Source organism: Arthrobacter sp. GQ119, assembly GCF_059759125.1.
Genome location: NZ_JCAXEA010000027.1, coordinates 24,715 through 50,439 on the forward strand (window position 1 = coordinate 24,715; position 25,725 = coordinate 50,439).

Genomic DNA, 25,725 nt, shown 5'->3' on the forward strand with positions numbered 1-25,725 from the left:
CTCAGCGCTGGTGTCCGCGGCTGAGGCGGTTCGAGAACACACCCATCCGGGGGCGCGGCTGCGATGCCCTGGCCCCGTGCGGAACCGGCGTGGAAGAACCTGTGTTCACGGCGCGCAGGGCGCGGGCGAAAAGCTTGGCGTCCTGGACCGCCTGCAGGCCATCCGCTTCAGCAGAGATACGCAACACGATGTCCTCCTGGGCGATCGTTCCGCTGTACCCATGGTCCGCCTCGCATTGTGGGTCGCCGCAGCTGGCCGGGCCCATCTCGAGCCGTTGCCCGCCGGACCAGGCGATGGACAGGGTGACCTCGCGCACGGGATCCGATGGCTTGTAGTTCTGCGGCTGGGCGTACATGTAGCTCAGCACGACGGACCGGATCTGCGCCACGGGGACGGACTCCGTGGAAATCTGCGCCACGATCTGCTCGCCTGCATCGTCGAGCTGCTGGTCGTCCACGTGGGTGATCACGAGCATGTCGTCCGTCAGTACGAGCACCGTGATGTGCCGCCGGACTTCGGCCCGGTCAAAGTGTGTTTCGAGGTGCACCAGGTGGGCAAGGCAGTCCCGGCCGTCGAGGGCATCGTCCACGACGTCAGCCACGAGCCGCGGGTAGAAGCCTGCCTGCTGCAGGGCCCCGTCCAGGCTCTGGCCCTGGGCGGTGTGGTTGTGTGAGCTGTGGTGGCTGGAAGCCTGGGGGCTGTGGTCCGGTGCTTGAGGCTTCGAGGTGGGAGGCTGGGAGCTCATTTCCCCATTTTCACAGATCGGCTTGGCACATGCTAACCAGCGCTCAGTCGCGCATGGCCCTGCGGGCACTGTCCGTGCGCTGGGCGGCGTTGCCGATCCGGACGTCAGCCGCGAGGATGAACACTCCGTGCGGCGTGGCCAGGACCGGGTTGAACTCCACGAGCGCAATTTCCGGATGGGCGTCCTTCAGCCGGGTCAGCCGCGCGGCCAGGTCTTCGAGTGCGGCAATGTCGACGGCGGGAAGCCCCTGGTAGCCGAACAGCTTGCGGGAGGCGCGGGGACTGCGGATGAAGTCCCGGAGGTCCGCGGCGGACAGCGGCGGCACGCGGTGCGCCCAGTCGTCGAGCAGGTTGACGGCGTCGCCCGCCAGCCCGAACGAGACCACCGGCCCAAGCAGCGGATCCTCGATGGCGCGGAACGTGCAGGCCTGGCCCACCGGCGCCATGGCCTGCACCTCCAGCGAAGACGAGCCGTAGGGTTCGAGCGCACGGCGCATTTGCTGGATGTTCAGCCGAAGGGACTCCGGATCCTGGAGGTCCAGCCGCACTCCTCCCAGGTCGAGCCGGTGCCGCAGTGTGGGATCGGTGGTCTTCAATGCCACGGGCCAGCCCAGCCGCTCAGCCGCTGCCACCGCTTCATCTGGTGTCACGAAACCTTCGGAGGGCAGGACCTTGATCCCGTAGTGCCCCAGCAGGCGGGCGGCGTCCGCCGGGTCCAGCTCCTTCAGCTGTTCGCCCCGGACGTCGTGGAGCAGCAGCTCAAGATCGGCATGCATGGCTTCTGGGTCGCAGCCCTCGGGATCCGCGAAGAGTCCCTGGTCCCGGTCGGCCCACTCGGCGTAGCGCACCACGGCGGACAGCGCCGCGACGGCGGCCCCCGGATTTGAGTAGCACGGGACCGGCGCAGCGGGGGCCTCATCCCCCACCATGCCCTCCACGTAGACGGACGGGTCGAGGATGCCGGTGAATGCCGCGACAACGGGTTTCCCTGCCTCGGCCGAGCAGCCGGCGAGCGCGCCCGCGATCTTCTCGACCGTCAGCCCCCTGGCCGGGAGGAAGGCGACCACAGCCGCGTGCACGGCGTCCAGGGCAAGCGTTTCGCGCAGCCGGCGCTGCAGTTCAGGCAGCGCGCGCGACATGCCGGCGTCGAGGTCCAGATCGGCCACGAGTTCCTCCACGCCCAGGCCGTGGGCCGTTGCACTGTCGGCCACGACCTTCCCCAGCGCCCCTGAGTTGCTGAACACGGCCACGCCGGCGCCCCTGGGCAACGGCTGGGCGGCGACAATCTGTGCGACGTCCATGAGCTGCTCGATGGTCTCCACCCGGATCACCCCGGCCTGGCGCATCATGGCGTCGAGTGCTCCGGCCGGGGCCTGGGTGGTGCGCACCGCGTGCCCGGGCGGCAACTGCAGGCCCATGGAGTTGGACTTGGCAACGATGACGGGCTTGGTGAGGGCCAGACGGCGGGCCAGCCGCGAGAATTTGCGCGGGTTGCCGATCGACTCCAGATACAGACCCACGGCGGTGGTATCGGCGTCGTCCTCCCAGAACTGCATCATGTCGTTGCCGGAGACGTCCGCGCGGTTGCCTGCGGAGAGGAAGGTGGAGATGCCGACGCGGCGGCGGCTTGACGCCGCGTACAGGGCAACACCGATCGCGGCGGATTGGCTGAAGAGTCCCAGTCCCCCGCGCCGGGCCAGGCTCGGTGCCATGGAGGCGTTCAGCGACACGGCAGGATGGGTGTTCACCATGCCCAGCGATGCCGGTCCGATGACCCGCATGCCGTTGGCCCTGGCCTGCCGGACCAGGGCACGCTGGCGCGCGAGGCCGCGGTCGCCGTCTTCGGCGAAACCTGCCGTTGCCACCACGATTCCCTTGACGCCTGCGGCCGCGCACTCATCCACCACGTTGGGGACTTCCTCATAGGGCACGGCCACGATCGCCAGCTGCACGGGGCCGGGCACCTCCGTCAGCCTCCCAAAGGACAGCATCCCGGCCAGTTCCAGCGCTTCCGGGTTGATGGCGTAGACGGGACCGGTGAAGCCGCCCTCGATGATGTGCTCCAGGAGCTGGTACCCCACGGTGCCCCACTTGCGGCTCGCTCCTATCACCGCCACCGACGACGGCGCGAGCAGGTCCTGCACGCTCCTCGCCTCCGCACGGTGTTCCCGGGCCTCCATCACGGCACGGGACTTGTCGGTGGGATCGATGTTGAACTCAAGGCTGACCACGCCGTCGTCGAAATGCCTTCGGACGTCGTAGCCCGCGTCTGAGAAGACCATTAGCATTTTCCGGTTTTCCGGCAGGACTTCGGCGGTGAAGCGGTGGATGCCGTTTTCCCGGGCAGCTGCCGCCAGATGTTCCAGCAGGATGGAGCCGATGCCGCGGCCCTGGTGCTTGTCAGCGATGTTGAAGGCCACCTCGGCCTCGGTGGGATCGTCGAGCCTGTCATAGCGGCCGATCCCGATAATTTCCCCGCCAATGGTGATCACGAAAGCCACCCGATTGCGGTAGTCCACCTCGGTGAACCGTTTGAGCTCCCTGCTCGACAACCGTGCCTTGAACGAGAAGAACCGCATGTAGATTGAGTTCTGCGACTGTCCGGTATGGAAAACCTGCACGGCGTCCGCATCCGATGGGTGAATGGGCCGCAGGTGTGCCGTTCCGCCGTCCCGCAGGACGACATCGGCCTCCCAATATTCCGGATAAATGCCGTCCGCGGGCTGTTCCACCATAGGCTTAGCCTAGCTAAGACTTCCGAAGTGCACCCCCAAAGGATCCACCAGCCCCATGGCCCGCCGCCAGAGTTCCACCCCGTCAGGGGAAATCGTCCAGGACTACACCGAAAACATCGTCGACATAGACGTCACTTCCGAAATGGAAGGCTCCTTCCTGGAGTACGCCTATTCGGTCATCTATTCGCGGGCGCTTCCCGACGCCCGCGACGGCCTCAAGCCGGTACAGCGGCGCATCCTATACATGATGAGCGAGATGGGCCTGCGGCCTGACCGCGGCCACGTCAAGAGCGCCCGTGTGGTGGGCGAGGTCATGGGCAAGCTCCACCCGCATGGCGACACCGCCATTTACGATGCGATGGTCCGCATGGCCCAGGACTTCTCGCTGCGGCTTCCGCTGATCGACGGCCACGGCAACTTTGGATCGCTCGACGACGGTCCGGCGGCGCCGCGCTACACCGAGGCCCGCCTCGCGGCGGCCGCGCTCACGCTGACCGACCACCTCGACGAGAACGTGGTGGACTTCGTTCCGAACTACGACAACCAGCTCACTCAGCCCGATGTCCTTCCGGCCGCGTTCCCCAACCTGCTGGTCAACGGCGCCACGGGCATTGCCGTGGGCATGGCCACGAATATGGCACCGCACAACCTCGTGGAGGTGATCTCCGCGGCCCGGTACCTCATCGCCAATCCGGATGCCACGCTGGAGGACATCATGCGGTTCGTGCCCGGCCCGGACCTTCCCACGGGCGGCAGGATCGTTGGGCTGGACGGCATCCGCGACGCGTATGCCAGCGGCCGGGGCTCCTTCAAGACACGCGCCAAGGTGGAGGTGGAGCAGCTCTCCGCCCGTCGGACGGGCCTGGTGGTCACCGAGCTGCCGTACATGGTGGGGCCGGAGAAGGTGATCGAGAAGATCAAGGACGCGGTCAACGGCAAGAAGCTGACGGGCATCAGCGACATCGTCGACCTTACCGACCGCAAACACGGTCTGCGCCTGGTCATCGAGCTGAAGAACGGCTTCAACCCGAACGCCGTGCTACAGCAGCTCTACCGCTACTCGCCCATGGAAGACTCCTTCGGCATCAACAACGTCACCCTCGTGGACGGGCAGCCGCAGACTCTGGGTCTGCTGCAGCTGCTCACCGTCTACGTGGACCACCGCCTCAACGTGGTGCGGCGCCGAACGGCCTTCCGGCTGGGCAAGAAGAAGGACCGCCTGCACCTCGTGGAGGGCCTCCTCATTGCCATCGTGGACATCGATGAGGTCATTCAAATCATCCGGTCCTCGGATGAGGCGTCGGTGGCGCGGGAACGGCTGATGTCCATCTACGACCTCTCCGAAATCCAGGCCAACTACATCCTGGAACTGCGCCTCCGCCAGCTGACCAAGTACTCCCGAATCGAGCTGGAGAAGGAGCAGGACGAGCTCCGCCGCGAGATCGAGGAACTCGAAGCCATCCTGGGATCCGACCAGCTGCTGCGGGATCTGGTCTCCGGCGAGCTGGCGGAGATCGCGGAGAAATACGGCACCCCCCGCCGCACCGTGCTCCTGGAATCCGAGGCGGTGTCCCCCACTGTTGCCGCTGCGGCGGACGGCATCCTGGGCAAGGCAGTCAAGGGCAAAGCTGTTCCGCTCGCACTGGAGATTGCGGACGATCCCTGCTGGGCCATCCTCACTGCATCCGGCCAGATTGCCAGGACCTCCAACCAGGACAGCCTTGCGGAGTCCGGGCCTCGCTCCAAGCATGACGTGTTCCGCTCCGTGGTCAGGACCTCCGCCCGGGGCGAGATCGCGGCCATCACATCGCTGGGACGCATGCTGCGCATCCAGGTGGTGGACATGCCCGTCCTTCCCCCGATGTCCGGAGTGCCGAACCTGGCCGGCGGTGTCCCCGCCAAGGACTTCATTACCCTGCTGAAGGGCGAGTCCCTCGTCGCGTTCGTGCCGCTGGATGAAGTGCTCGCCATCGGGACCGCGCAGGGTGTCATCAAGCGCGTGCAGCCCGACTATCCGCTGAACCGGGAGGACTGGGAAGTCATTGCGCTTAAGGACAAGGACACGGTGGTGGGCGTGGCTCCCGCGGGAAGCGACGACACCGACCTGGTCTTCCTGACGCGCCAGGCGCAGCTGCTGCGGTTCAGCGCGGCCAGCGTCCGCCCGCAGGGACGGACCGCCGGCGGCATGGCGGGCGTCAAACTCGCGTCCGGCGACCAGGTGATCTTCTTCGGTGCCGTTGCCCCCGGAGATGAGGCCGCCGTCGTCGTGACTATTTCCGGGACCGACGGCGCACTGCCGGGCACCGCGCCGGGGGCCGCCAAGGTCACCGCGCTTGCCGAATATCCGGCCAAGGGCCGGGCCACGGGCGGGGTGCGTGCGCACCGCTTCCTCAAGGGTGAAGACACGCTGCTGCAGGCCTGGGCGGGCCACGGCCCCGCGAAAGCGTCTTCCCTGGCCGGCGTGGCCCGTTCCCTTCCCCAGGAGCACGGCCGCCGGGACGGTTCCGGCATTCCGCTGTCCCAGGCCGTGGAGGCCATCGGACCCAGCATGGCATGGGCTGAGGCTGCAGAGAGCTAGGCTACTGGCATGCCTATCATCCCGGATGAAAAAGACTGGACGTGGGTCCTGTTCCGCCCGTGCAGCGAATGCGGTTTCGATGCTTCGACGGTCACTCCGTCCACCGTGCCCGGCAGCGTGGAGAACATGCTCCCGCGCTGGCGGGCGGTGCTGCGCCGCCCGGACGTCGGAGAGCGCCCTAACGACAGCACGTGGTCGGCGCTCGAATATGCCTGCCACGTCCGGGACGTCTTCAGCCTCTTCGACCGGCGGCTGAACCTCATGCTCACCGATGATCACGCACAGTTCGAGAACTGGGACCAGGACCGGACGGCCGTGGAGAACGATTACGCCGGATCCGACCCCGCCGTGGTGAGCGCCGAACTGACGGCCGAGGGCCAGCAGGTGGCAGCATCCTTTGCCGGGGTCAGGGAATCCCAGTGGGGCAGAACCGGACTCCGCAGCAACGGTTCTGAATTCACGGTGCTGACCCTCGCGCAGTATTTCCTGCATGACGTGGTCCACCATCTTGCCGACGTGGACGGTTAGCTGACGGGTAGCTGCGCTGTTCAGGCAGAGGTCAGCGGCTTATCCCAGGCCAGGCTCCTGTTGACGGGTGTGTAGCCCATCTTGGTATAGAGCGCCAGCGCGCCCGTGGGGTTTTCGGAGTCGACGTCCAGCGATGCGACGTCGAATCCCTCCGCTGCGAAGCGCCGCATGGCGTCCGCGAGCAGTGCGCTGGCGATGCCGCGGCCGCGGAACTCACGCCGCACCCCAAGCAGGTCCGTGTAGCCTTCGCTGAATCCCCGGGTTACCGCGCTTTCCGCGTCGTGGGCCGCCATCTGGTATCCCGCCACCATCCCGGTGCTGCGTTCGAGCACAACGGCGCTAAGGTCCGGCCGGGCCTGCGGGTCGTTCACGACGAAGCCCCACGATTCCTCGTCCTTGGGTTCACTGCCCCAGTGGTCCCGGAAGGCCTCGTTGTGTGCGAGCCGCACGGCCTCGCTGAGCTCAGGTCCCATGGTCACCAGTTCAAGCCCCGGATCCAGCACGACGTCCGGCAGCGGCCCCGCCAGTGGCCGGTGCATCTCGTTGAAGTAGCGCACCACCTCATAGCCGTGCCTGGCGAAGAGCGCCGCCTGGTGCCCGTGCTGCTGTTCGTTATGGATCCGCAGCCGCGGAGCGGCCGTAACTCGTTCAGCAGCCTGGGCGCCGGCCTGGGCGTCCTCCGCGAAACGCTGCCGGGTCCGCGCTTCCAGCCACTCCAGCAGGGCGGAGCCGACGCCGCGGCGTTGCCACTGCGGATCGACGCAACCGAAGCCGTACGCCTTCTCGCTGTCGCTGTTCTTCGTTAGTCGTGCATACGCCCGGGCCACGCCGTCCGGGTCGAACCCCAGCACGGTATTGCGCTCCGGCGGATTCTTCCGGGATTCCATAATCTGTTCCAGCTCCGGCTCGTGTTCAAACCACACCGGCTTCTCGACCGCTGCCGTCCGGGCTATGAGTGCCGCCCACGCCGGGACATCCCCGTTCCCTGCGCTCCTCCAGCGCAGCAGCGGAAAGTCAACGGTGCAGCCGGCGGCAACCTCGGATGGCGTCATGGGAACAGGCTAACCGGAGGCCAGCGACGGCGCCATCTCCTCTGCTGCCCGGGATTCACCGGGCTGCCGGAGGGACAGGAGGCCGTCCAGGGGGCTGATGTCTGCGGGGTTGTGGGTCACCAGCACCACCGTCCGGGAACGGAGTCCCGCCCGGAGGTCGGCCATCAGCGCACGGCCGGATTCGGCGTCGAGGTGGGCAGTGGGCTCGTCCAGCAGGATCACCTCGGCCTGAGTCATGAGGGTGCGTGCCACGGCAAGCCGCTGCCTTTCGCCGCCGCTGAGGAACGCGCCGCCGGGTCCGATCCGAGTGTCCAGCCCGTCATCCAGCCGTTCCAGCAGGGGCGTTAGGCCCACTGCCGCAAGCGCCCGCCGCATCTCCTCTTCGGAGCCGGCGTCCGCTGACGACTGCCGTTCCCGGCGGCCCAGCAGCAGGTTGCCCCTGATGGTGGAATCGAAGAGGTGGGCCTCCTGGGGGCACCAGGCCGCAGGGCCCGTCACCGCGATGCTTCCTTCCCTGGCCGGCAGGAAGCCCAGCATGACCGCGAGCAGGGTGGACTTGCCGGCGCCCGAGGGTCCGGTGACCGCCAGCCAGCGGCCCGGCTCCGCCACTGCTGACAGGCCGCTGAAAACAGCTGTGCCTCCGGGCCACCCGGCGGCGAGCCCAGTCATCTCGACACCCGGGCGCCCGTTCTCCCGTGGGTCCGGCGTGGCCGGCGCGTCAGATGCCGGCACAGCCGTGTCCGGCACGTCAGAGGCCGGTTCGCTGAGCACCCCGGACTCTCCGATGCGGCGGAGCACCGAGCGCAACGCGGGGTACTGGCGGACCGCCGTCGTCATGCCTGCAAAAGGTTCAACGAGTGCCAACTGCATAAGGACCACGACGGCGGCCGTCGGGGCGGCGACGGCACCCGCCAGAACCTGCGGCGCCGCCAGCACGGCGCAGGCCAGCGCCCCGGCGCAGCAGGCAGCGACGGTTATTGCCTGCCCGAGTCCCTCTGCCCACGCGGAGCGCTGGGAGGCACGGGTCGCCGCGCGGTCGTCAGCGCGGATGCGGTCCAGGACGGGCGACGCCACGCCGTTGGCGTGCAGCTCCGCCCGTGCGTCGAGGGCAGCCGCGATGCGGCGCAGGACGCCGGACCGCAGGGCCTGCTCAGTGCCGGCGGACATCCGGTCGGCAACCAGGGCAGCGGCGGGTGCCACCGCCAGGCTGACAGCCGCGGCGGCCGCGACAGCAGGCAGGGCGGCGGGCACGAGCCATGCCGACGTTCCAACGGCTGCTGCGGCTACTGCCACGGCCGTCACCGGCGGAAGGACAACTCTCGGCAGCAGGTCGCGGACCGTGTCGACGTCGTCGATGACGACTCCCAGCACGTTCCCGCCCTGCAGCAGCCGCCGGAGGGAAAGGGCACGCCGGCTCAGCGACTCCCACAGCCGCCCGCGCAGCAACGTCAGTGATGCGAAGACGGCGTCGTGAAGCACCAGCCGCTCGCAGTAGCGCAGGACGGCCCGGCCGATTCCGAAGAACCTCACCCCCACGATGGCAGTGAGCAGGTACAGGATGGGCGGCTGTTCGCTGGCCCTCAGGATGAGCCAGCCGGAGAGTCCGGACAGGGCAACCGCGAAGAGGGACGCGAGGGTTCCCACGAGGCCGGCGCCCGCAAACCTGCCGCGCACCGGTGCGAGCAGCCTTCCCAGCAGCCCGCCCGTGTGCGCCGTCCCGCCGGACTCCGGTGAGTCACCCGAGTCCCTGCTGGAGCCCGCGGCCTGCCTGGAGCCCGCGGCCGCTGCGGCTGTGTTCGGCAGTGCCGTGTGGACGGCCTGAGCCGGGTGGTCGGCGGCCACGGCGGGGCGGGCAGCAATGGCGGGAGCGCCGCCGGCGGCCTCGGGGTGGTTCGCTGCCGCAGGAAGGGAAACGACGTGATCTGCAAGGTCCCGGGTTTGCCGGTCGTGGGCCACGAGAATCACGGTCACCCTGCCGCGGAAGTCCACGATCGCCGCCTGGACGATGTCGGCGGAGGCCCGGTCCAGGTGCGCTGTGGGTTCGTCCAGCAGCAGCACAGTGGCTCCCGCTGCAATGCGGGCAAGTCCCCGTGCCAGCGCGACGCGGCGCAGCTCCCCGGGGCTCAATTCTGCCGGGTGCTTACCTGCCAGGTGGGCTGCGCCCGCTGCTGCGAGGCACTGCTGCACTCCGCCGTCGAGCTGGTGCCCGTCCTTCGCCGGGTCGGCCGCAAGATACAGCAGGATCTCCTCCCGGACGGTGTCCGCCACCATGACAGGGTGCTGCGGAACCCAGGCCACGGCCGCCGGGGCGAAGCCGCCGAGCGTTCCGGCCACGTCGGTGCCTCCCCCGGAGCCGATGGTGCCCGCGAGGACACCCAGCACGGTGCTCTTGCCGGCACCGCTGGGTCCGTCCAGCGCAGTGATCCGGCCGGCAGGCGCGGTAAAGCTGAGGGGGCCGACGGCGGCGCCTTGCCTCCCCGCGTAGCTGACCGTGAGTCCGCTGACGGTGAGGTCGCTGCCACTGAGTCCGGCGACGGTGGGGTCGTGGATCCCCGGCCTCGGCTCAAGCCGCCGCTGCTCCGGTGAGTCCAGCACCGCCGTCGTCTCGGCGAGGGCTGCCCGGCCGTCGTCGCTGGCGTGGTGCGCTGTTCCCAGTTCCCGGAGCGGCAGGTAGCAGTCAGGCGCCAGGATCAGGGCGAGGAGTCCGGCCTCCAGCGCCATGTCGCCATGCACCAGCCGCACGCCGATGAAGACTGCCACCACGGCCACCGAAATGGTCGCTATCAGTTCAAGGGCCAGGGCAGAGAGGAACGCCGTACGGAGGGTCCCCATGGTCTTGGACCGGTACTCTTCGGAAATATCCTCCAGCGCGCGGCGCTGGGCGGAGGCGCGGCCCAGCCCCACCAGCACCGGAAGCCCCTTGGCAAGTTCCAGCATGTGGCCTGAGAGCCGGGACAGGGCCGCCTGCGCGTCCGATACCTTGTCTTCCGTGTAGCGGCCGATCAACACCATGAACAGCGGCACGAGCGGCACTGTCAGCACGATGACCACGGCGCTGACCCAATCGGCAAAGAGGATCCGGGCGCCCAGCAGCAGTGGAATGGCGGCGCAATTGACCAAGGCGGGCAGGAACTGCGTGTAGTAGCTGTCCAGGGCGTCGAGGCCGCGCGTCGCAAGCACGGCAAGGCCGCCGTCGGCAGGGGCCGAAGACCGGACGCCGTTGCGCAGTGCCTGTTCCAGCAGCTGCGAGCGCAGCTCCTCCTTGACGCCCAGGGCTGCGCGACGGGAGGCGGCGCCCTGCGCCCAGACCGTGGCTGAGCGCAGGACCACACCGGCCATGCCCCAGACCAGCTCGTCGGCCCACGCAGGGTCCTGCACCATGAGGCCGGCGAGAACGGACGCGAGTGCCTGGCCCATGAGCACCAGCGAGAGGGCCTTGAGGGCCGCGAGCACGCCAAGGCCGTACAGTGCGGCGCGTGTTGACGGGCCTCCGGGGAACTGCGGCTTCACGGGGCGTCAGTCGTTCCGGGTGAGCGCTTTGGCGGCGATCGCTGGCAGGAAGCTGTGGGCCTCGGGAATGTGGGCGGCGCTGACACGGCGCCGGAAGACCCAGTAGGTCCAGGCCTGGTAGGCAATGACGAGCGGCAGTCCGACGCAGGCCACGATGCTCATCAGCCCGAGGGTGTAGTCGGAGGATGAAGCGTTGGAGACCGTGAGGCTGAATGCAGGATCAATCGTGGAGGGAAGCACCACCGGGAAGACGGCGCCGAAGATCGAGGCGGCGCCGCCGAGCAGGAACACACCGATTGCCAGGAAGGCGCGGCCTTCATGGGCCTTCCGGGCCCGGAACCACGCGGCGACCGCGGCCACGACGGCCAGCACGAGGGCGGCCATCGTCCACAGTTCCCCACTGAGGAGCTGCACGCTGAGGGCCCACCCGGCCATGGGGAGGAGCAGGACGGGAAGCAGGCGTACGAACCAGCGCCGGGCACGGTGCCGGACCTCGCCGTCGGTTTTCAGGGCGAGGAAGGCCAGGGCATGCAGGAGGGCAAACCCCACAACGGCAAAGCCGCCGAGCAGCGCATAGCCGCTGAACCATGAGAAGGGGCCGCCGTCGCGGTCACCGTTGGCATTCAGCGGGAGGCCGGTGGTGCTGAGGGCCAGGGTGGCGCCCACGCCGAAGGCTGCGAGGAAGGAGCCGGCGGCGATGGCCCAGTCCCAGGTGTCCCGCCACCGGTCGGTGTCCACTTTGCCCCGGTATTCAAAGGCGACAGCCCGGAAGATCAATGCCACGAGGACCAGGAGCAGCGGCAGGTACAGGGCTGAGAAGAGGGACGCGTACCACAGCGGGAAGGCGGCGAAGGTGGCACCTGCGGCCGTCAGCAGCCAGACCTCGTTTCCGTCCCAGACCGGCCCAATGGTGTTGAGCAGGACGCGGCGTTCCGTGTTGTCGCGTGCAAAGAGCTTCATCAGCATGCCGACGCCGAGGTCGAAGCCTTCCAGGAAGAGGTAACCCGTCCAAAGAACGGCGATGGCGATGAACCAGACGGTGGGCAGCAGTTCCATGTTCCGTTTCCTCAGGTCTAGTAGGCGAAGGCCAGGACGTCATCGGCGGCTCCGGGTTTGCCGGGACCGCCCGGCCCGGGGGTGGCGTCCTCGTTCTCGTCGACGGGAGCGCTTGCCAGTTCCGGCATGGCGGAGACTACGCCTCCCCGGACGTACTTGACGAGGAGTTTCACCTCCACCACGAGCAGCACCGCATAGATGGCGGTGAGGACGATCAGCGATGTCAGGATCTCGCCGGCGGAGACACCGGGTGACACCGCCGCCGCGGTGAACATGAAGACCTGGTCAATGCCGTTGAGGTCGGGATTGGGTGCCACGACGAACGGCTGCCGGCCCATTTCCGTGAAGATCCAGCCCGCGGCGTTCGCTCCGAAGGGTGCCAGGATGCCGAACACCGCCAGCCGCATGAGCCAGCGCGACTCCGGCACGGTGCCCCTGCGGGTGATCCACAGGGCCAGCAGTGCAGCCAGGGCGGCGACTCCGCCGAAGCCGATCATCATGCGGAAGCCCCAGTAAGTGACCTCCATGACGGGCACGTACTCGATCTCCTGCCCTGCGCGATCCCCGTAGATGGGGTTGTCCGGCAGATGCGTGCCGTAGTCGGCCCTGTACTGGTCCAGCAGGCTGTTAACGCCCTTGACCTCCGTGGTGAAGTCCCCTTTGGCGAGATAGGACAGGATGCCCGGGACCTCGATCAGGGCCACGATGTCATCGCAGTTACGGGCCCCGAGGTTGCCGACACTGAGGACTGAGAAGCCCGTTCCGTCGTGACAGGCGGCTTCGGCGGCAGCCATCTTCATGGGCTGCTGCTCGAACATCAGCTTTCCCTGCAGGTCCCCGGTCAGTGCGGTGCCGGCGAAGGAGATCATGGCCACCACCGCCCCGATCCGCAGCGAGCGGATCCACACGGTGTGGTCCGTACGGTCCCGGCCCGGGATGTCAGCCGAACCGGCGATGACCTTGCCGTCAGCGTCCACCGTGTCGATGCCGTCCCTGCGGCGCCGCCAGAGGTGGTACCAGGCAATGCCGAGCAGGAACCCGCCGGCCACGGCCAGTGCGCCGAAGAGCGTGTGGGGAACGGCGACGAGGGCGGTGTTATTGGTGAAGACAGCCCAGGCGTCCGTCATGACGGGACGGCCATCGATCATTTCGACGCCCACGGGGTGCTGCATCCAGCTGTTGGCGACGATGATGAAGTACGCGGAGAAGAACGAACCGATTACGGCGATCCAGAGGCAGGCCAGGTGCACGCCCTTCTTGAGCTGCTTCCAGCCGAAGATCCACAGGCCCAGGAACGTGGATTCGACGAAGAACGCGAGCAGGGCCTCGAGGGCCAGCGGCGCACCGAAAACGTCACCCACGAAGCGGCTGTACTCGCTCCATGCCATGCCGAACTGGAATTCCTGCACAATGCCGGTGGCCACGCCCATGATGAAGTTGATGAGGAACAGCTTTCCCCAGAACTTGGTCATCCGCAGGTAGGCCGGGTTGCCGGTCCGGTGCCAGATGGTCTGAATCACGGCCACGACGAGGCCCAGCCCGATCGTCAGCGGCACCATCATGAAGTGATAGACCGTGGTGATTCCGAATTGCCAGCGTGCGATTTCCAAGGCTTCCAAGGCTGTCCCTACTGTTGGCTGGGTCTCAAGCTCTCAAGCTCGGTTTTCTACGTCGCGTAGAACATCAACTTCTACCGAGTGTAGAACACAGCTCCGACGCTGTAAACATGGCTGCACCGTCGCAAAGGGCCTGCAATCAGGGGCGGCGCGCCGGATGTTCTACCTCATGTAGAAAGAAACGCGCAAACGCGCTAGATTTGGAGTGAGATATTTGAACCACAGCACGTGGCGGCCGTTCGGCCGCAGGCGGCGCGTTGTCAGAAGGATGTAAAGATGGCAAGTCTTGGGGAACTTGAACGGGCAGTGATGGACCTGCTCTGGGCTGGCCACGAAGCTGCTACAGCCAACACGCTGCGCGACATGCTGGCGCAGAGTACAGTGGCCCAGGGCGGTGCCGCAGGCCATGTGGGCAAGGACCTGGCCGTCACGACAGTCCTGACCGTGCTGTCCCGCCTCGAAAAGAAGGGCCTCGTGGAGCGCGAACGCGGTACCCGGCCGCACCGGTACCAGGCCGTATCCAGCCGGGAGGACCACACCGCCGAACTCATGCATGAAGTGCTGGGATCGGCCCCGGACCGTGAAGCCGTGCTTGCCCGCTTTATCGGTTCCGTGACGGAGAGTGAAGCCGAGACGCTGCGCAAACTGCTTGGCCACAGCTAGCGGACGATGTTCTGGACCTCATACTTCCTGGCGGTCCTGGCGATAGCACTGGCCTGGCCGGTGCCTATCCTCCTTTCCCGTGCCCACTGGCCGGCGCGGGATCCCTTCACAGCCATGTTGCTGTGGCAGGCCATCGGCCTCGCCGGTGGCCTTTCCATGATCGGCGCCATGCTGGTTTACGGGCTGGAGCCTATCGGGGACAACCTGATCGCGGGCCTCAGGGCACTCGGCGGGATGGTGTTCCAGAATGCCCCCACCACGGCGCTCGGCTTCTGGCACCTCTTTGCGCTGTCGGCAGCGGCCCTGCTGACGGCGCATCTCGTTTTTACCCTGCTGCTGACCTACTACAAGATTGAGCGGCAGCGCAGGCGGCACCGTGAGCTGCTGTCGCTCCTGGCATCGCCGTCCGCAGACGGCACCGGCACCATGGTGATCAACCACGACTCCCCCGTTGCCTATTGCCTGCCGGGCGGCGCACGGTCCGTCACGGTACTCTCCGACGGGCTCATGGCGGCGCTGGAACCGGCTGAACTGCGTGCTGTGCTCATCCACGAGAACGCCCACCTCAACCAGCGCCACCACCTCCTGCTGTGGGCCTTCGCCGCATGGCGCCAGGCCCTTCCCTGGCTGCCGACGACGCGCCTGGCACAGGAGGCCGTCAACTCACTGATCGAAATGCTCGCCGACGACGTTGCCCTGAGGACGGAGAGCAAGGCAACGCTGATCAAAGCCATTGCGATCGTCGCCAGCGGCTCCGCCGTACCGCAGGATGCGCCCGCCCTGGGCCGGGGCGACCCCGCCGGGCAGGGCCTGCAGCTTCCCGACGGTGCCGGCGGATCGGGCTCGGCCAGCACGACGGCGTCCCGCGTCAGCCGCCTGCTCTCACCCCGCGAACCGCTTCCGGCCGCCCTCCGGGCAGCCGTGGTGGCCGTGTGCGTCCTGCTGCTGGCCATGCCCACCGCGCTGCTGATTGTGCCGGGCCTGCTGGGCTGACGTGCCGGCCTGACCGCGGCGCGATTCCCTGGCGCGCCTCCCCAGCACCGCGGCGGCACCCAGGCAGCACCTCGGCGGGTCAGGCGTCGATGCGGTCCCGGTCCAGGCTGGCCGCTCCGGCAATGATGAAGTCCTTGCGGGGTGCGACGTCCGAGCCCATGAGCAGATCGAAGGTGGCTTCAGCCTGCTGGGCGTTTTCGATGTTCACCTTGCGGAGCATCCGGTGCCTCGGATCCATGGTGGTTTCGGCGAGCTGCTCGGCGTCCATCTCCCCCAGGCCCTTGTAGCGCTGGATGGGTTCCTTGTAGCGCTTGCCTTCCTTGGCCAGCCGGGCCAGGAGAGCGTGGAGCTCGGCCTCTGAATATGTGTAGATCATCTCGTTGGCCTTTTGGCCCGGGTTGATCACTTCCACACGGTGCAGCGGGGGTACGGCCGCAAAGACCCTGCCCTCCTCGACCATGGGGCGCATGTAGCGGAAGAACAGCGTCAGAAGCAGCGTGCGGATATGGGCGCCGTCGACGTCGGCGTCCGTCATCAGGATGACTTTCCCGTAGCGGGCGGCCTCGATCGCGAAGCTGCGTCCCGAACCGGCACCCACCACCTGGATCAGCGCGGCGCACTCGGCGTTGGAAAGCATGTCCCCCACCGAGGCCTTCTGGACGTTCAGTATCTTGCCCCGGATAGGCAGCAGTGCCTGGAAGTCGGAGGACCGTGCCAGCTTTGCAGTGCCGAGGGCGGAGTCACCCTCGACGATGAACAGCTCGGAGCGGTCAACATCGTCCGTCCGGCAGTCCGCGAGCTTCGTGGGCATCGAGGAGGTCTCGAGTGCGGTTTTGCGGCGCTGTGTTTCCTTGTGCACGCGGGCGGAGATGCGGGACTTCATCTCGCTGACGATTTTCTCCAGGAGCAGGGCCGACTGAGCCTTGTCGTTGCGGTTCGAGGAGTTGAGCTTGGCGGTGATCTCGCGCTCCACGACCCGCGCCACGATGGCTTTGACTGCGGAGGTGCCCAGGATTTCCTTCGTCTGGCCTTCAAACTGCGGTTCGGCCAGGCGGACGGTCAGCACGGCTGTGAGGCCCGCGAAGATGTCGTCCTTTTCGATCTTGTCGTTGCCGGCCTTGAGTTTCCTAGCGTTGGCTTCCACTGCCTTGCGGAAGGTCTTGACGAGGGCCTGCTCTAGGCCGGCCTGGTGCGTGCCGCCCTTCGGCGTGGAGATGATGTTCACGAAGCTGCGGACTGTGGTGTCGTAGCCGATCCCCCAGCGCAGCGCGACGTCCACTTCGCAGTCACGCTCGACTTCGGCGAGCTTGCTGTGGCCCCTTTCGTCGAGCACGGGGACCGTTTCCTTGAACTTCCCCGCGCCGTGGAGCCGCCAGACGTCCGTGACTCCCGCATCGATGGCGAGGAACTCCACGAACTCGGAGATCCCGCCGTCGTGGTGGAAGACTTCCTCGTGCGGGCCGCCTTCTCCCGGGGTGCCGGGAAGCTTGCGTTCGTCGCGGACGGTCAGTTTCAGGCCGGGAACCAGGAAGGAGGTCTGGCGGGCGCGCGCGGCGAGTTCCTCGTAGGAGAATTTGGCGTCCGGTGTGAAGATCTGCCGGTCGGCCCAGTAGCGGATGCGGGTACCGGTGACTCCACGCTTGGCCTTGCCCACGACGTCGAGCACGGAATCTTCAACGAAGGGCGTGAATGCGGCCGACGGGTCCGGCCGCGGACCGGTGTCCTTGAACCTGCCCGGCTCGCCCCTGCGGAACGACATCTTGTAGGTCTTGCCGCCGCGGTCCACTTCGGCGTCCAGCCGGGCGGACAGGGCGTTCACCACAGAGGCGCCGACGCCGTGCAGGCCGCCTGATGCGGTGTAGGAGCCTCCGCCGAACTTACCGCCGGCGTGCAGCTTGGTGAAGACGACTTCCACGCCGGTGAGGCCGGTCTTGGGTTCCACATCAATGGGAATGCCGCGGCCGTCGTCGTGGATCTCCACGGAGTTGTCCGCGTGAAGGATGATCCTGATGTCGTGGCCGTAGCCGGCCAAGGCCTCGTCGACGGAGTTGTCGATGATTTCCCACAGGCAATGCATGAGTCCACGGGAATCCGTGGAGCCGATGTACATGCCCGGACGCTTCCGGACAGCCTCAAGGCCCTCCAGCACCGATAGGTGGCGGGCGGTGTACTCAGAACTCGGTGCCACGGGTGGTGAACTCCTTCAACGGGGGCCCTGCAGGGCATTAAATGGCTTCCTATAGCCTAATCCCGCAGCCGCCGATCACTGGACTGCCACTCCAGAGACGGCCCTCGGCAAGGCCTGCCGTTACTCAGACGTGATACGCGGACAGCGAAAGTGACCCATCCTTGCCATAGTTTGGCGGCGAATGCTGGTTATATAGATGTAAAGATCTACTAAGGAGGCCGACATGACCACAGCAGTTGCCGACCGCACACTGAACGCAGCTGACCGGTGCGACCGGTGCGGTGCGCAGGCATACGTCCGGGTTGTTCTCGAGTCCTCCGGAGGCGAGCTGCTCTTCTGCGCTCACCATTCACGTGCCGTTGAAGCGACCCTCAAGCCGCTGAGCTCGGAATGGCACGATGAGACGAGCCGGCTTCACGAGAGGGAACCGGTAACGGTCGACTAGACCACACAACCGAAAAACGCGAGCAGGAAAGCCAGGGCTCCCGGCAAGGGACCCTGGCTTTTTGCTGCCCTGACACAACTGCGGGAACACGCGATTGCCAGCGACTGCCAGGCCACCCAGCAGGGACACAAGGAGCAACAGCAAGGGGCTGCCGCCGGTTCATCCGGCGGCAGCCCCTTGCTGTTGCGTTCTCAATCCGGGAACACCCGGTCGACGTCCTAGTCCAGGTAATCCCGCAGGACCTGGGACCGCGACGGGTGCCGCAGCTTGGACATCGTCTTGGATTCAATCTGGCGGATGCGCTCACGCGTGACACCGTAGACCTTGCCGATTTCGTCTAAAGTCTTCGGCTGGCCGTCCGTGAGGCCGAAACGCATCGCGACCACGCCGGCTTCACGCTCGGAGAGCGTATCAAGCACGGAATGAAGCTGTTCCTGCAGCAGCGTGAAGCTCACGGCGTCGGCGGGGACCACGGCTTCGGAGTCCTCAATGAGGTCACCGAACTCGGAGTCGCCATCCTCGCCAAGCGGCGTGTGCAGGGAGATCGGTTCGCGGCCGTACTTCTGGACTTCAACAACCTTTTCCGGCGTCATGTCCAGCTCCAGGGCCAGCTCCTCGGGCGTGGGTTCACGGCCGAGGTCCTGCAGCATCTGGCGCTGCACACGGGCGAGCTTGTTGATGACTTCGACCATGTGCACGGGGATACGGATGGTGCGGGCCTGGTCAGCCATGGCACGGGTGATGGCCTGGCGGATCCACCAGGTGGCGTAGGTCGAGAACTTGAAGCCCTTGGTGTAGTCGAACTTCTCAACTGCACGGATGAGGCCGAGGTTGCCTTCCTGGATCAGGTCCAGGAACAGCATGCCACGGCCGGTGTAGCGCTTGGCCAGGGACACCACGAGGCGGAGGTTCGCCTCGAGAAGGTGGTTCTTGGCGCGCTTGCCGTCGTGGATGATGAATTCAAGCTCACGCTTGTACTTCGGGTCCATTGAGCCGTCGTCGGCGGCGATCTTCTCTTCGGCGAAGAGGCCGGCCTCAATCCGGAGGGCGAGGTCAACCTCCTGTTCCGCGTTGAGGAGCGCGACCTTGCCGATCTGCTTCAGGTAGTCCTTGACGGGGTCGGCAGTGGCGCCGGCCGACATGACCTGCTGGACAGGAGCGTCGTCATCATCGGCATCGGAGTAGACGAATCCGGACCCGGTGGGGGCGGCAGCCTTTCCGGCCTCGTCGGGTTCGTCGGTGAGCTCGGCGGGATCAGGCGCCACGTCATCGAGATCCTCTTCGACATCCACTTCGACGTCGTCATCCGAGGTCGAGCGGCTTCCGGCGGCTTCGGCTGCAGCCTTGGCTCCGGGCTTGGGGCCACGCTTCTTCGGCTCGGGCTTCGCGGCGGCCGACGTGCTGTCGCCGCCGGCGACTGCGGCAGCCTTGTTCGCGGCGCGGGTGGCTGCACGCTTGGCGTTGGTTGCCGCCTTCTTGTCCTCGGCCAATTCATCGGCCTGGGCGGCGGGTTCCTTCTTCGCGGAAGACGGGGTCACAGAAAACCTTTCTAGCGGCGGTCTGTGGAATCACCATACGGGCAACACCACTATGACCCTGTCAAGTCCGTGATTGACATCAGGTGCAACCTCGACCGACAGAGCCATTAAGTAGAACTGCCGGGGCGGCTGCAATGTTCCCGTCTCCGGGCGCCACTGCAAGCACTGATTCACGGACCCAACCGGGTCTCGGCAACCATTGTCTCACGATTTTCCGCATCGGGGGCCGCCGCGGCCGTAATACGCGGCTGTCCTGCCCGGCCGCCCACCCGGTTCTATGCGGCGTCCGTGCCGAATTTCTGCCAGGCTGCCTCCCTGCGTCCGGCCCAGCCGCAGATGGTTCCCCGCCTGACCACTTCGGAAAGCAGTTCCGCCAGCCTGTACCCAGGGGCTGCCTCCAATGCCCGGGTCAGCGAGGCGTGGGCGTAGGAGCCTCTCCCCCGGCACCATTCGATCCAGGCTTTGGCCGTCCAGGCAGCCGCCTGTGCTTCCCCCGGGCCGCAGGACGCCAGCTGCAGCATCGCGTCTTCAAGGGACTTCATCCTGTTCCAGTCCGGCACCATCGGAGTCAGGCCGAGGAGAACCTCGCCGTAGCCAGGGACCTCCCCGTCGTTATGGACCTCGCTATCGTCCGGCACCTCGCCATTGTCAGGAACATCGCCACGGCCAGGGATTTCGCCATAGCTGCCAGGGGCAGGGGATGAATCAGGCTCACCCGCTGCGTTGGGCTGGAGGAAATCGCACGGGGTTGTCCCTGCAGGCATCGACTTTGCAGGCACTGTTCTGGCACTTACTGTCCTGGCAGGCACTTCCGGGCCGGACGGGCTTGTTGCCGGTGGCCCCGGCAGGGCCGAGAAGATGCCGAAGTCCTCAGCACCGGCCACCGCGGCTGGCCGGCCCGCGGCAGCCATGACCAGGACTGCATCGCGCCACGACGGAACGCACAGGGTGGCGCGCAGGAAGCCGGCAACATCGTGGGACAGCCGGGTGCCCTCTTCAGCGGTCAGCGTCAGCTCCCAGGCGTCCAGCACGCTTTCGAACTGGGCCCGGCTGGCCCGTCTGTCACCGAGTGTTTCCATCCAGCGCTGCTCTGCCGCCAGTACCGCCGGATTCTCCTCCGGCTCCGGATTTCCGGCGGAGCCGGCCCCGGGCGGCGCACCCACACTGCTTCCCAGGTACACCATTTCCGCGTTGAGGCGGCTGTAGCGGATCTCGGCAAGGGGCCGGCCGGGCAACGGGCAGCAGCCGGTGTCCGAGCAGTACACGTTCCGCCAGTAGTCAGCACCGACGAACCACGCATCCCGCACCGGCATCCCGGCCAGCCCGAGGGCGGATTCAAGGTCTGCAAGCAGCGCCCTGCCGCCGGGAGGACCAGAGGCGTCTGCCCAGCCAGCATCCGTGAAGAACATCAGCAGGGTGCCGTTGGCGTGGTCATCCGCGAGGAGGTACTCGGCCACAGTCCGGGCGAAGTCCTCGCGTCCGCGCCCGGACGGCGCCCCATCGGGTAAGTCGACGCGGAGCGTGGCTCCGAGCCGTTTGCCTTGCATGGTCATTGCCACAAGGCTGCGGGTGGGCCAGTACCCCAGCGTATGGGGAACATAGCCGAGAATGTCCTCGGGGCCGCTGATGATCAGGTGCTCGCGTGCGTTCATGCCTCCAGCTTTCGCCGCTCCCGCCCCCGACGGCACCCGCAACCTGGGCTATGTGGAAGACCCTTGGCTGTGGAGGACAGGTGCAGACACACACCAGCCGCCCGGGAGGCCTCCGGCCTGCACGGGTTCAGTCCCGCGAAGCGGACTTCCGCAGGGCGTTGCGCGCCCTGCGCTGTTCTGCCATCGCCTGCAGCAGCGGCTGAATCACCACACCTTGGGCGGCCATCTGCCGGCGGACCTTGCGGCGGACCACCAGCATGGCGACGGATCCGATTCCCAGGATCAGGAAATGCACGCACAGGGCGATGCGGAATGGCTCGAGGCCGTACAGCACTCCGTTCGAGAATCCGGTGGAATACAGGATGTCGAGGACGGCGCCAATCAGGTAGATGGCCATGAGCGCTGCGAAGAAACCGCCGACGTTCACAATGCCCGTGGCGGTGCCGATCCGGTGCGCCGGGTTGAAGGTTCGGGCGAAATCGAAGCCGATCATGGACCCCGGACCTCCGATGGCCAGCACCACCACGAGTACGGCAAGCAGCCACAGCGGCGAGCGGCCCGGGTAGAGGAGCACCGCCGCCCAGGCGACTGCCGTGGCGGCAACGAGCAGGAGGACCATGGTTGAGCGCCGGAGGGGATGCCGTGAAACAAACCTCCCGATCAGGGGTCCTGCACCGATGGCGCCGGCCACATAGAGGGACATGAGCGAAGCCACGGTCCCGGAGTCCAGGCCCTGCGCCGAAATGAGGAAGGGGTATCCCCATGTCATCGCGAACACGGTGCCGCTGAATTGGATGGTGAAGTGGCTCCACATGCCGAGCCTGGTGCCGGGCTGCTTCCAGGCCCGGGAGAGCGATACACCGGTGGCGCGCAGGCCCTTGACTGACTCCTGGCGGGGAGTGCCGGGCGGCACGTCCTGCAGCAGCAGGACCACGAGGACGACGGCGACGCCGGACAGTCCTGCCAGGGACAGGAACGCCGGGCTCCAGCCGGCGGCATGGAGGACGAAGGCGAACGGCACCACGCTCAGGAGCTGGCCCAGCTGCCCGGACATTCCCGTGAGCTGGGTGAGCAGCGGCACGCGGGCAGGCGCAAACCAGAGCGGGATCAGCCGGATGACGGAGATGAACGTCATGGCGTCGCCTGCGCCCACCAACACGCGGCCCGCCACGCCGGCAGGAACACTCTCAGCGAACGCGAGCTGGAGCTGGCCCAGGCCCATGAGCAGGGCACCACAGGCGATCATGGCACGGGAGCCGAACCTGTCCACCAGCACGCCCACCGGGATCTGAAGCCCCGCATAGACGAGCAGCTGCAGCACGGTGAAAAAAGAGATCGCCGAGGCACTGGCGTGGAACCGCTCGGTGGCCTCAAGTCCGACCACACCAAACGACGTACGCTGGGTCACAGCCACCAGGTACGAGAAAATGCCAATGGACCAAACGAGCCAGGCGCGGGGTGCAGTCACCATTTCATTATGCCCGGCGCCCGCACAAATCCGATTTAATTCGGGGATTTAGTGACGGAGCTTATGGTGTCGGATTTTCCCGGGCCAGGTAGGCCTCGACTGCCGCTCCGAGCGCATCGGCGTCCGGCAGTTCGTCGTTCTCGTCGGCCAGCAGGGACCGGCGAACGGTGCCCTCCGCCTTTTCGTCGTAGCGCGCCTCCAGCTTGGCGACTACCTGCTGGACGTCCGCCGAGGCCTCGACCTGTTCGGCGATCTGCCGTCCGACATCGCGGCCCGACTCCCGCAGCCTGTCGGTGGGGAGCATGAGGGACGTGGCGGCGCCGAGGTATTCAAGGCCCGCGACGGCCGCAGGCGGGTACTCGGCTTCGGCGAGATAGTGGGGAACATGGATGACGTAGCCGGCCACGTTCCGCCCGGCATCAACAAGGCGGAGCTCCAGCACGTGGCCCACAGCGGCGGGTACTTCCACCGTCGGCTTCCAGGCTGAGATGCCCTCGATCAGCTCGGGGCGGTTGCCGTGCACCGTCACTCCCACCGGGCGCGTGTGCGGCACTGGCATGGGGATGGAGTGGATCCACGTCACCAGGTTGACGTCCAGTGTTTCCACGATCTGCACCACGGCACGCGCGAAGCGTTCCCACTGCAAATCAGGTTCGAATCCGGCCAGGAACAGGAACGGCCTGCCCAGGCCGTCGACGAGCCGGTAGAGGGCGAGGCTGGGTGCCTGGTAGTCCTCTAGATGGTCCTCGACGAAGGACACATGCGGCCGCCGCGTCCTGTAGTCGATGAGCTGGTCGGCATCAAACACGGCAACGCGTTCGGACTCGAGGTTGTCGAGGAGCTCGTCCGTGATCTGCCTGACCACGTGGCCGGCGTCGGCAAAACCGGTAAAGCCCATCACCAGATTCAGCCCCCGCAGTTCAGGGCTGTGGAACAGCTCAATGTTCTTGGCGTAGAGCGCGTCGGGGTCCAGCAGCGAGCCGGAAATCCGTTCAAACACGGCGAGTTCCTTTCTTGGTCGGAGGGGTTTATCTCCATAACGCTGCGGCTGTCCGGGTCATTCCTTGGGCCGCTGTGGCGCGGCTCTCAGTCAATCCGGCTGCGCGGCCGCTGAGAGACTACGATCGGAACTGGCCTTTAATTGGGGCCACCGTGCCGGCGGCCTCCCGTGTGGACGGCTCCGGGGCACCCCTGGCAGGGCGCCTGCACATTGCACTTCCTGCACGAATCGTCACAGAGAATTGAGGACTGATCCTCGTGGTCAAGAATAGCGAAATCAACCTTAGCGCCATTGCGCGCGACCTCAAGAAGGCTGCCAGCGACGCCGTCGTCATCGGCGTGGGACAGGGGGCCGACGGCCCCGTCCTGCTTGAGAATCCGCTGACGGCCAAGTCGGCCGAGGCACTGGCCGAATCGTTGAAGGTTCTTGGCATCACCGGGGCGGCTGACCAGGCTGTCCGCCTCCCGGGTCTTCCCGAGGCAGGCAACGGCGTCGTCGTGCTGGCGGGCGTAGGCAAGATCAGCCCCGGCCAGCGGCTGACCCGGGAGGCGCTGCGCCGTGCAGCCGGTTCAGCAGTCCGCCAGTTGGCGGGACTCACCACGGTTACGCTGGCCTTCCCGACGGCGGATGTCGCCGACGTCGCGGCCGTCGCCGAGGGCGCGGCGCTGGGCGCCTATTCCTTCACCGAGTACCGCTCGTCCAAGGACGGGCTGAAGGATCCTGTCCGCAATGCGGTGATCTTCACGGACCTGGCCGGCGACAAGACCCTTGAACCCGCCCTGAGACGCGCCGCGCTCCTTGGGAAGGCCGTCAACGCGACCCGCTCGCTGGTGAACCAGCCGCCCAGCCACCTCTACCCGGAATCGTTCGCCGACGCCGCCAAGGAACTGGCCAAGGGACTGCCCGTCAAGGTGACCGTGTGGGACGAGAAGCGCCTCGAGAAGGAAGGCTTCGGAGGCATCATGGGTGTCGGCAAAGGCTCATCGCGCCAGCCCCGCCTGGTCAAGGTCGAATACGCTCCGGCGAAGGCCACCCGGAAAATCGCCCTCGTCGGTAAGGGCATCACGTTCGACACCGGAGGAATCTCCATCAAGCCCGCCCTCGGCATGGGTGACATGAAGAGCGATATGGCAGGCGCCGCAGTCGTACTTAATACAGTACTGACCCTCGCCGGCCTGGGCCTGCCTGTGAAGGCGACCGCATGGCTGTGCATTGCGGAGAACATGCCCTCGGGCGCGGCCTCCCGTCCGGCGGACGTCCTCACCATGTTCGGCGGCAAGACCGTCGAGGTTCTTAACACCGACGCCGAAGGCCGGCTGGTCATGGCGGACGGCATTGTCGCGGCGAGCGAGGAATACCCGGACGCGATCATCGACGTTGCGACGCTGACGGGCGCGCAGCTGATCGCGCTCGGAAACCGCACGGCGGGTGTCATGGGCGCGGACAGTGTCACCGGTCCCCTGAAGGCGGCGGCGGACCGCGCAGGGGAGCTCATCTGGCCCATGCCCCTGCCGGAAGAGCTGCGGCCCAGCCTCGACTCCCAGGTGGCCGACCTCGCCAACATCGGCGAACGCCATGGCGGCATGATGACGGCCGCCGTGTTCCTGCGCGAATTCGTGGGCAAGGGCAAGGACGGCCAGCCGATCCCCTGGGCACACATCGACATCGCCGGCCCCTCCTTCAACAACAGTGCACCCTACGGCTACACACCCAAGCAGGGCACGGGCTGCACGGTCCGCACGCTCGTGGCGTACGCCGAGGACCTCCTCGCAGGAGCCTGACCGGTTCCGCCCGGTTCTGCCCCGGGGGGTGTGTCGGCGTGTGGCGGGCGGCATGATCCGTCCGCCACACGCCTGCGTGACACTCGACACAAGCGCTCCACAAATGTCCCGGCAAGGTGGAGCATGGATAAGTGGTTCGCTAAGGTGAACCACGGTAGTCACAAATGAAAGGGAACAG

The 25,725-nt window shown here is 66.8% G+C and carries 17 protein-coding genes; 6 read left to right on the forward strand and 11 right to left on the reverse strand.

Annotated elements, in window-relative coordinates:
• Position 1 precedes the first annotated feature (1 nt).
• A complete protein-coding gene (locus tag AC6CH3_RS20305; RefSeq protein ID WP_400579564.1) occupies positions 2-745 on the reverse strand; it encodes a DUF5998 family protein in 744 nt (247 codons plus the stop codon).
• Positions 746-788: 43 nt separating this feature from the next.
• Positions 789-3,479 carry a bifunctional acetate--CoA ligase family protein/GNAT family N-acetyltransferase gene (locus AC6CH3_RS20310; RefSeq protein WP_498134133.1) on the reverse strand — a complete coding sequence of 897 codons (2,691 nt, stop codon included), beginning with the start codon at positions 3,477-3,479 and terminating at the stop codon, positions 789-791.
• Between the two features lie 55 nt (positions 3,480-3,534).
• Between AC6CH3_RS20310 and AC6CH3_RS20315 the strand changes: the two genes are divergently transcribed.
• Together AC6CH3_RS20315 and AC6CH3_RS20320 are read left to right on the forward strand one after the other, a co-directional pair.
• Complete coding sequence (locus AC6CH3_RS20315; protein ID WP_498134134.1) at positions 3,535-6,057, forward strand: DNA gyrase/topoisomerase IV subunit A; 2,523 nt, start codon at positions 3,535-3,537, stop codon at positions 6,055-6,057.
• 9 nt (positions 6,058-6,066) lie between these two features.
• Positions 6,067-6,585, forward strand: coding sequence for a DinB family protein (locus AC6CH3_RS20320; protein WP_498134135.1), 519 nt, complete (start codon positions 6,067-6,069; stop codon positions 6,583-6,585).
• Positions 6,586-6,605: 20 nt separating this feature from the next.
• Here the strand turns inward: AC6CH3_RS20320 and AC6CH3_RS20325 are convergent, their stop codons facing one another.
• From AC6CH3_RS20325 to AC6CH3_RS20340, 4 genes are read right to left on the reverse strand one after another with little or no spacing between them, the layout of a single operon-like run.
• Positions 6,606-7,637, reverse strand: coding sequence for a GNAT family N-acetyltransferase (locus AC6CH3_RS20325; RefSeq protein ID WP_498134136.1), 1,032 nt, complete (start codon positions 7,635-7,637; stop codon positions 6,606-6,608).
• 9 nt (positions 7,638-7,646) lie between these two features.
• On the reverse strand, positions 7,647-11,147 hold the full coding sequence (gene cydD, locus AC6CH3_RS20330; RefSeq protein ID WP_498134137.1) for a thiol reductant ABC exporter subunit CydD: 3,501 nt from the start codon (positions 11,145-11,147) through the stop codon (positions 7,647-7,649).
• Positions 11,148-11,153: 6 nt separating this feature from the next.
• Positions 11,154-12,203, reverse strand: a complete 1,050-nt coding sequence (cydB, locus tag AC6CH3_RS20335) for a cytochrome d ubiquinol oxidase subunit II (RefSeq protein WP_498134138.1) — start codon at positions 12,201-12,203, stop codon at positions 11,154-11,156.
• 17 nt (positions 12,204-12,220) lie between these two features.
• Positions 12,221-13,822: a cytochrome ubiquinol oxidase subunit I gene (locus tag AC6CH3_RS20340; protein WP_498134139.1), complete on the reverse strand. Its 1,602-nt coding sequence runs from the start codon at positions 13,820-13,822 to the stop codon at positions 12,221-12,223.
• Between the two features lie 273 nt (positions 13,823-14,095).
• On the opposite strand from AC6CH3_RS20340, the gene AC6CH3_RS20345 reads away from it, so the two are divergent.
• Positions 14,096-14,482, forward strand: coding sequence for a BlaI/MecI/CopY family transcriptional regulator (locus AC6CH3_RS20345; protein WP_498134140.1), 387 nt, complete (start codon positions 14,096-14,098; stop codon positions 14,480-14,482).
• A 6-nt stretch (positions 14,483-14,488) separates the two neighbouring features.
• Complete coding sequence (locus tag AC6CH3_RS20350; protein ID WP_498134141.1) at positions 14,489-15,475, forward strand: M56 family metallopeptidase; 987 nt, start codon at positions 14,489-14,491, stop codon at positions 15,473-15,475.
• A gap of 79 nt (positions 15,476-15,554) precedes the next feature.
• Here the strand turns inward: AC6CH3_RS20350 and AC6CH3_RS20355 are convergent, their stop codons facing one another.
• Positions 15,555-17,663, reverse strand: a complete 2,109-nt coding sequence (locus AC6CH3_RS20355; protein WP_498134142.1) for a DNA gyrase/topoisomerase IV subunit B — start codon at positions 17,661-17,663, stop codon at positions 15,555-15,557.
• 223 nt (positions 17,664-17,886) lie between these two features.
• Here AC6CH3_RS20355 and AC6CH3_RS20360 point away from each other — a divergent pair, with 223 nt between their 5' ends.
• Positions 17,887-18,108, forward strand: a complete 222-nt coding sequence (locus AC6CH3_RS20360; protein ID WP_498134143.1) for a DUF7455 domain-containing protein — start codon at positions 17,887-17,889, stop codon at positions 18,106-18,108.
• A 218-nt stretch (positions 18,109-18,326) separates the two neighbouring features.
• On the opposite strand, the gene AC6CH3_RS20365 is transcribed toward AC6CH3_RS20360, so the two are convergent.
• From AC6CH3_RS20365 to AC6CH3_RS20380, 4 genes are all read right to left on the reverse strand, one after another.
• Positions 18,327-19,646 (reverse strand): RNA polymerase sigma factor, encoded by a 1,320-nt coding sequence (locus AC6CH3_RS20365; protein ID WP_498134144.1) that lies wholly within the window; start codon positions 19,644-19,646, stop codon positions 18,327-18,329.
• Between the two features lie 275 nt (positions 19,647-19,921).
• Positions 19,922-21,298, reverse strand: coding sequence for a DUF4192 family protein (locus tag AC6CH3_RS20370; protein WP_498134145.1), 1,377 nt, complete (start codon positions 21,296-21,298; stop codon positions 19,922-19,924).
• Between the two features lie 127 nt (positions 21,299-21,425).
• On the reverse strand, positions 21,426-22,766 hold the full coding sequence (locus AC6CH3_RS20375; RefSeq protein ID WP_498134146.1) for an MFS transporter: 1,341 nt from the start codon (positions 22,764-22,766) through the stop codon (positions 21,426-21,428).
• Between the two features lie 61 nt (positions 22,767-22,827).
• The gene (locus tag AC6CH3_RS20380; protein WP_498134147.1) at positions 22,828-23,766 is read right to left on the reverse strand and encodes a proteasome assembly chaperone family protein; all 939 of its coding nucleotides are present in this window, start codon (positions 23,764-23,766) and stop codon (positions 22,828-22,830) included.
• Positions 23,767-24,023: 257 nt separating this feature from the next.
• Between AC6CH3_RS20380 and AC6CH3_RS20385 the strand changes: the two genes are divergently transcribed.
• On the forward strand, positions 24,024-25,547 hold the full coding sequence (locus tag AC6CH3_RS20385; RefSeq protein WP_498134148.1) for a leucyl aminopeptidase: 1,524 nt from the start codon (positions 24,024-24,026) through the stop codon (positions 25,545-25,547).
• The last annotated feature ends 178 nt before the right edge of the window (positions 25,548-25,725 follow it).

Bases quoted from the DNA above. Each gene is read 5' to 3' on its own strand.
- cydB (WP_498134138.1), bottom strand. From the start codon at position 12,203: ATGGAACTGCTGCCCACCGTCTGGTTCATCGCCATCGCCGTTCTTTGG.
- AC6CH3_RS20370 (WP_498134145.1), bottom strand. From the start codon at position 21,298: ATGAACGCACGCGAGCACCTGATCATCAGCGGCCCCGAGGACATTCTC.
- AC6CH3_RS20305 (WP_400579564.1), bottom strand. From the start codon at position 745: ATGAGCTCCCAGCCTCCCACCTCGAAGCCTCAAGCACCGGACCACAGC.
- AC6CH3_RS20310 (WP_498134133.1), bottom strand. From the start codon at position 3,479: ATGGTGGAACAGCCCGCGGACGGCATTTATCCGGAATATTGGGAGGCC.
- AC6CH3_RS20315 (WP_498134134.1), top strand. From the start codon at position 3,535: ATGGCCCGCCGCCAGAGTTCCACCCCGTCAGGGGAAATCGTCCAGGAC.
- AC6CH3_RS20325 (WP_498134136.1), bottom strand. From the start codon at position 7,637: ATGACGCCATCCGAGGTTGCCGCCGGCTGCACCGTTGACTTTCCGCTG.
- AC6CH3_RS20345 (WP_498134140.1), top strand. From the start codon at position 14,096: ATGGCAAGTCTTGGGGAACTTGAACGGGCAGTGATGGACCTGCTCTGG.
- AC6CH3_RS20320 (WP_498134135.1), top strand. From the start codon at position 6,067: ATGCCTATCATCCCGGATGAAAAAGACTGGACGTGGGTCCTGTTCCGC.
- AC6CH3_RS20350 (WP_498134141.1), top strand. From the start codon at position 14,489: ATGTTCTGGACCTCATACTTCCTGGCGGTCCTGGCGATAGCACTGGCC.
- AC6CH3_RS20360 (WP_498134143.1), top strand. From the start codon at position 17,887: ATGACCACAGCAGTTGCCGACCGCACACTGAACGCAGCTGACCGGTGC.